At 50.0% G+C, this 5,880-nt stretch carries 5 protein-coding genes and 1 pseudogene; 2 read left to right on the top strand and 4 right to left on the bottom strand.

Annotated features, from left to right (window positions below):
* A pseudogene (locus tag ACWIUF_RS19740) lies at positions 1-231 on the bottom strand (photosystem II q(b) protein); the annotation flags it as partial.
* 118 nt (positions 232-349) lie between these two features.
* Here ACWIUF_RS19740 and ACWIUF_RS19735 point away from each other — a divergent pair.
* Together ACWIUF_RS19735 and ACWIUF_RS19730 are read left to right on the top strand one after the other, a co-directional pair.
* Complete coding sequence (locus ACWIUF_RS19735; protein WP_448574244.1) at positions 350-1,192, top strand: 16S rRNA (uracil(1498)-N(3))-methyltransferase; 843 nt, start codon at positions 350-352, stop codon at positions 1,190-1,192.
* Positions 1,193-1,498: 306 nt separating this feature from the next.
* Complete coding sequence (locus tag ACWIUF_RS19730) at positions 1,499-2,719, top strand: tetratricopeptide repeat protein (RefSeq protein ID WP_448574243.1); 1,221 nt, start codon at positions 1,499-1,501, stop codon at positions 2,717-2,719.
* Here ACWIUF_RS19730 and ACWIUF_RS19725 read toward each other — a convergent pair.
* The 3 genes from ACWIUF_RS19725 to wecB form a co-directional block, all read right to left on the bottom strand.
* The gene (locus ACWIUF_RS19725; protein WP_448574242.1) at positions 2,681-3,085 is read right to left on the bottom strand and encodes a DUF488 family protein; all 405 of its coding nucleotides are present in this window, start codon (positions 3,083-3,085) and stop codon (positions 2,681-2,683) included. The two genes, ACWIUF_RS19730 and ACWIUF_RS19725, sit on opposite strands and share 39 nt — an antisense overlap.
* A 447-nt stretch (positions 3,086-3,532) precedes the next feature.
* Positions 3,533-3,973, bottom strand: a complete 441-nt coding sequence (locus ACWIUF_RS19720) for a hypothetical protein (protein WP_448574240.1) — start codon at positions 3,971-3,973, stop codon at positions 3,533-3,535.
* Positions 3,974-4,285: 312 nt separating this feature from the next.
* Positions 4,286-5,392 (bottom strand): non-hydrolyzing UDP-N-acetylglucosamine 2-epimerase, encoded by a 1,107-nt coding sequence (gene wecB / locus ACWIUF_RS19715; protein ID WP_448574239.1) that lies wholly within the window; start codon positions 5,390-5,392, stop codon positions 4,286-4,288.
* Between the last annotated feature and the right edge of the window lie 488 nt (positions 5,393-5,880).

The raw sequence follows: 5,880 nt of genomic DNA, 5'->3' as shown, positions 1-5,880 counted from the left end.
GATGTTGTTGCCATAGAGCAAGGAACCGGCAACGGGTTCACGGATACCGTCGATATCGACGGGGGGAGCAGCGATGAAGGCGATGATAAAGCAGGTCGTCGCCGTCAGCAGCGTTGGGATCATCAACACGCCGAACCAGCCGATATACAGGCGGTTGTCGGTGCTGGTTACCCATTCGCAAAACCGCTCCCACGCGCTGGCGCTCTCGCGCCGTTGGAGGGTTGTAGTCATAGTACGAATGATTGCTTAAGGTGAATCAACGAAAAATGGATAATAGAAGGGAAAGAATCTCCTTCGTAATTTTCAGCATACACAATCTCATTACCTTTTGTGAAGGGTTACCGCAGAATTGGGACAAATTCAACGGCTGATCGTGGACCCCTCCCAGATCCGGGCCAACCAGATCGACCTGACGCTGGAGCAGATCCATTACCTGGGCGATATTTTGCGGCTGCGATCGGGCGATCGCTTTATTGCCCTGGATGGCCAGGGGCAGGCATGGCAAGCCGTCCTTACCCTGGTGTCTGAGCGCGACACCCACCGATCGCCCAGTCGCCATGTTGCCACTCTGCTGGAACCTGTGATACTGGCGGCTGAGCGATTACCCCCGTTGACGTTACTGGCAGCTTTGCCCAAGGGGAATGCTTTTGATGAGGTGGTGCGCCAAGCGACGGAGTTGGGGGTAACCCGCATTCTGCCCGTGTTGAGCGATCGCACCCTGTTACGACCGAGTGCCCAGAAGCTAGAGCGTTGGCGGCGGATTGCCCAAGAGGCCACCGAGCAATCGGAACGGGCCACGATGCCACAAATTTGGGACCCCTGTCCATTCCCGTCGGTGGTGGAACAATTGCGTGCTGAAGCCCCTTACCCGATCGCGGCTATGTGTGTGGCTCGTCGGGAAGCAGTCCATCTTTTGAACTGGTTGCAAGGAATGACACTTCCGCAACTGGGAGCCGAAATTGTGGTTGCGGTTGGCCCGGAGGGCGGGTGGACTGAGGCTGAGGTGGCGCAGGCGATCGCGGCAGGATTTGCACCCGTTTCCCTGGGGGGGCCAATTTTACGAGCGGTGACAGCGACGATCGCGGCGGTCTGCCTTGTGGGTGCGGTGCGTCAGGCGCGGGGGCTAGGAGGCAGTGGATCGGTTAACCAGAGTGGGGCTGGAGGGGATTGCCTGCGAAGCGCATTAGAATAAACAGAAGACTAGTCGCTCGAAAAGTGAATTCTGCAACGTTCGTAGTGCTGGCTTTAGCCTGCAACGACAGCCTGCAACGACTAAGGTCGTTACTACCAACATTGCGAAACTTTATCTTTGCTGTACTCGGAAGCAATCTATGGCAGCTAAACCAGCCTTCATCAGGTGCTTCTAGGGGGACTTCTAGGTTCAGGAGATCACCCATGAAACGTGGGATAGCCGAGACGACTACCCCACAATTGTTTTTCAATCTTTCGATCTACTGAGGTTCTGTCTTGTTGGTGAGTGTTTACGTGAACAAAACCGATGCCTAACCCAGACTGGTTGCAACAGGTGGCTACCGCCTTCGATCGCCAAGACTATACCCAGGCGGCCAAGCTTTTGAAGCAATGGCTCGCGATCGCGCCGGATGATCTGTGGGGGCAGTTTTATTTGGGGCGTTTGCATGAGGTGGCGGGGCGACGAGATGCGGCGGAAGCGGTGTATCGGCAATTGCTGCGCAAGGCGAGTAATCCCAAGATGGTTAATCAGGCCCGCCAGGGGGTCGAGCGGCTAACGGCTTATAAACAGGCGCAACGCAAAGCTGCGATCGCGGCAGCGACCGCTAAACCAGAGGATGTGCAACTGGGGGTGTTGGTGCTGGAGCCGATCGCGCCAGAGGCGAGGGTAGAGGCTGCGAAGGGATTGGCATCGGTGATGCAACTGGATGTGCGGAATGCTCAGCTTATCCTGCCCCGACGGGGTTGGCGGGTCTATCGCACGGGGGCGATCGGGGAATTGCGCTTCTACCAAGATGCCCTGATCCAGGCGGGGGTACCCGCGTTTTGTCTATCGTTGGCAACATTAGCGGAGATTCGGATTTTTCGGATTGATTATTTCCAAAGCCTTGCGCCCCAACCCACGGTTGTTTGTCGGGATGAGAATGATAGTGCGGGGTCGTTAACCTTTGATTGGTCAGAGATTAGTCAGCGGGTAGAGGGGCGGCTGCCCATTTTCGAGCAGGTGGTGGATCTGGGTCCCTGGGGCAAGCTGGTGCATAAGGAACAGACTTTGGATTATGTGCAAGTCTGCGATCTACATATGCCCAGTCGCCATTGTATTCTGCGCTTGTCTGATAGTAGCTATCAATTTTTGCAGGGAGTTATGGCCCAAGCTGATGAGGATACGGGTAAGGTTGCGCCCACACACATGACGACGCGAATTAACTGGAATAACCTGATGCAACGGTTGAAACTGTACACCCGTCAGGCAGTGGTTGCGGATGGGGATGCCTTTAAGGCGTTTGCACCGATGGTTTTAGATGAGAAGGTACTCATTGAGCAAATTGAGCCTTATATTGATGTGTTTCGCAAGAAAAAAACCGCTTGGGATGCCGCTTTCCAGCTTTACAGTACCCTAAATTTTGCCCGTTATCATCAAAAAAATAACATTAATCTATTGTTAATCTCCTTTTTTATGATCTTCATATTTAAATTCAAAATCATCGATTTAGATTATATGAACAACTTTATTGCCTGTTTTTTTTAGAATTTTTTCTGAAACCTCAACACGATGACATTTTACCCAATCTTTTTCTGCGCACAATAAAAGTACATTATAATCCTTGGAAAGGCTTGATATATCGTTTAATGCAATTTCGGCTTCTTTCTCATCTGGGGGTACCCAATGACTACATCCAGACTCATTACCCAGTGCTGTTTTTGATAAATATTTCACGCCAACAGAATTACAGAAATCAGATAACTTCTGAGCACTCCAAATCGCACTCCATCCGCGAGGCTTTTTCCTGACATCGATAACAAAAGAAACTTTATATTTGTCTAAAGCCAATCGAAGCTCTTCATAGCTCGTCCTATTACCATATCCAAAAGTCAAGATCAATTTTTTACTCATTTCCCTTTTCCTATGACACTCGAAATATTGATTGCCATGCCGATCAGCGTACTCCATTTAATCTTTGATTACCCTGACAGTCTATTGAAAAAGTTTTAGTTGTCTCTGTTTTAGAGGATGTGGGGGATAAATTAAACCAATTATAACAAAGGAATTAGGGTGATTTTTGAGATTTCCCATCAAGAAATATAGGTCTTTTGACGAAAATTCATCAACTAACTTTATGCGGACTTTTTCTAGTGCTTCTCTTTCTTGCTCCTGCTCAGCCATTGCATTCGATCTATATCGCATATTTCTATATAGCTGCAAGATTTCCCAGTCGATAATTGAACATTTATGAGGTTTATTCTCGGCATCTCTAAAGTGAAAGAAAAATTTATAAGGTATTTTTTCTAGATCAGAGAAAGGCTTCCCCTCTTTGAAAAGATCCCCCTGGTCAAGTATGGCTTACTGAGACATTGGCCACTGCCTTTCGCATTCTTCATAGGAGTAATCAATTATCGTTGGATGAATTATACCCAATGAATGTTTTTGGGATTTTATAGCCTCTATTGATTTAACTAAAAATGGCTCAAAAAAATCTCTTCTCTCTTGCCAACTATTTTCCGTACCAACTTTACGGACCAGTTCTATTGAAGAATCATCTATTCGATAACTTTCCTCACGATAGTCTTTATGATTTCTCTCTATAGAAGCCCTGATAATTCCCCATCTTGGATATCTTTTATCAAAGTCTAGATCTCTATAACGTACTGGATAGATCCGAATCCATTGTAATGGTCGTTCTTCATCATCAAGCAGAAGTCCCGCAGTACAAACAGTCTCTCGATATGTTTTACTTATGGTCGGATAAGTTTTTGTGACGACTAATATTTTTTTCGTTTCCATGATTGATTAAGCTCAAAGTATCTTACAAAAAAATGATTGACATTAGAAGGATAGGATATTATTTTAGTCTAGATATAGCAATTTTAGTTTTCTGATTGTTAAATATAACAGTTCTATTACATGGTTGTGATTTTGTAACAGAAATTCACTTGAGGCTCCTCAATGAGGGGTCATAAGAAAATATAATCATTGGCTTTAGGCTTTACTAAGCTATCCATACGTGCTCTATCTTTTAGGCTATTTCTAGATGATCTATCACATACTAGAAATCTTAGTACTTGGCTGTCAATAAACTTGCTCAGTGCGCAAAAATCAAGATTGAAACGCGGTTTCAATAATCTGGCGAATGCGGGCAGCCGCTTGACCGTCGCCAAAGGGGTTTGCTGCGATCGCCATTGCTTCATAGGCCATCGGATTGCTTAACAGTTCCCCCGCTGCCGCCGCGATCGTCTCGACCGCTGTTCCCACCAACTTTGCTGTTCCTGCCGCGATCGCCTCTGGCCGTTCCGTCGTTTCCCGCAGCACCAACACGGGTTTCCCCAGACTCGGTGCTTCCTCCTGAAGGCCACCCGAATCGGTCAGGAGCAGATAACACCGTTGGATCGCCCCCACCAACTCGGCATAGTCCAACGGCTCCGTGAGAAACACCCTGGGATGATGGCCTAATAACGCCCGCAAGGGTTCGCGTACCGTGGGGTTACGGTGGAGGGGGAGCAACAGGGCCGTATCGGGGAAAGTATCGAGGATTTGTAAAAACCCCTGGGCGATCGTCTGGAGCGGTGCCCCCCAATTTTCACGCCGATGCACGGTTGCTAACAGCACCCGATACTGGGACCAATCCAACCCTGGGATGGGACAGTCGGGTTGGCGATCGGCCACCGTCAGCAGCGCATCAATCACCGTATTGCCCGTGTGGTGGATCTGGCCAACCACACCCGATCGCCGCAAATTCTCCACCGCCATTGGCGTGGGGGCAAAGTGGAACTGGGCCAATTGGGAAATCAACCGCCGATTCGCTTCCTCTGGGTAGGGATTGAACAAATCATCCGTGCGCAATCCCGCCTCCACATGGCCCACTGGGATTTTTTGATAGAATGCCGCTAGGGCAGCCGCGAAGGCCGTCGTCGTATCCCCCTGGACAATCACCACCTGGGGCTGGCTCTCTTGAAATAGGCGTTCCAACCCCTGGAGACTGCGGCAGGTAATATCCGTCAAGCTTTGCTGCGCCTGCATAATCGCCAGATCGCGATCGGCCTCCAGGTTAAACAAAGCCATCACCTGATCCACCATCTCCCGATGCTGCCCCGTCAGCACCACCTGGGTTTGGCAATGGGGGGACTGCTGAAACGCCTGGATCACAGGGGCCAGCTTAATCGCTTCGGGACGGGTGCCCAGGGTAATGCAAACGCGGATAGACAAGGGATAGACTCAGAAAATTAACCTAACCTAACCTAACTGTAAACCGAATGGGATGCTGGCCCGCGTCCCAGGGGCGATCGTGCCCAGCCTGCCGCATCAGACTGGGCAAGCAAGACTGGGCAAACAAGAATTAATACAACAGGTGATCAGTTCCGGCAAAGTTTCGGGATACCTTGGAATCAGGGTCTAGACCGCAGAGGGTCATGCTAACAGTCGTTAAACTAGGCATGGGACCCAGCCAGTAAAAGACCGGTGATCGGGTTGCCGTCCTTAAATAGGCTAGGCACTCACAACCCCATCATGGGTCCATCTGTGCTGTACTGGGCTTAGTCCCTCCCGCATCCGCATTCCCCGTTGGGGCGCTCCTGTCGCGTTCCCGCAGGCGGGGCCGTGGTGTCGGGATTTTGCGCCGTCATCTCCGTCATCTATCGTCAGCATCTCATAGGGAGAGCACTATGACCGAATCCAGACGCCCCCCGATTCCACCG

It is taken from the genome of Trichothermofontia sp. (assembly GCF_053493415.1).
The sequence above is the reverse complement of the archived record's forward strand: the minus strand, read 5'-3'. Positions and strand labels throughout refer to the sequence as shown.

Coding starts and splice junctions, on each gene's coding strand:
- ACWIUF_RS19730 (WP_448574243.1), top strand. CDS start 1,499: ATGCCTAACCCAGACTGGTTGCAACAGGTGGCTACCGCCTTCGATCGC.
- ACWIUF_RS19725 (WP_448574242.1), bottom strand. CDS start 3,085: ATGAGTAAAAAATTGATCTTGACTTTTGGATATGGTAATAGGACGAGC.
- ACWIUF_RS19720 (WP_448574240.1), bottom strand. CDS start 3,973: ATGGAAACGAAAAAAATATTAGTCGTCACAAAAACTTATCCGACCATA.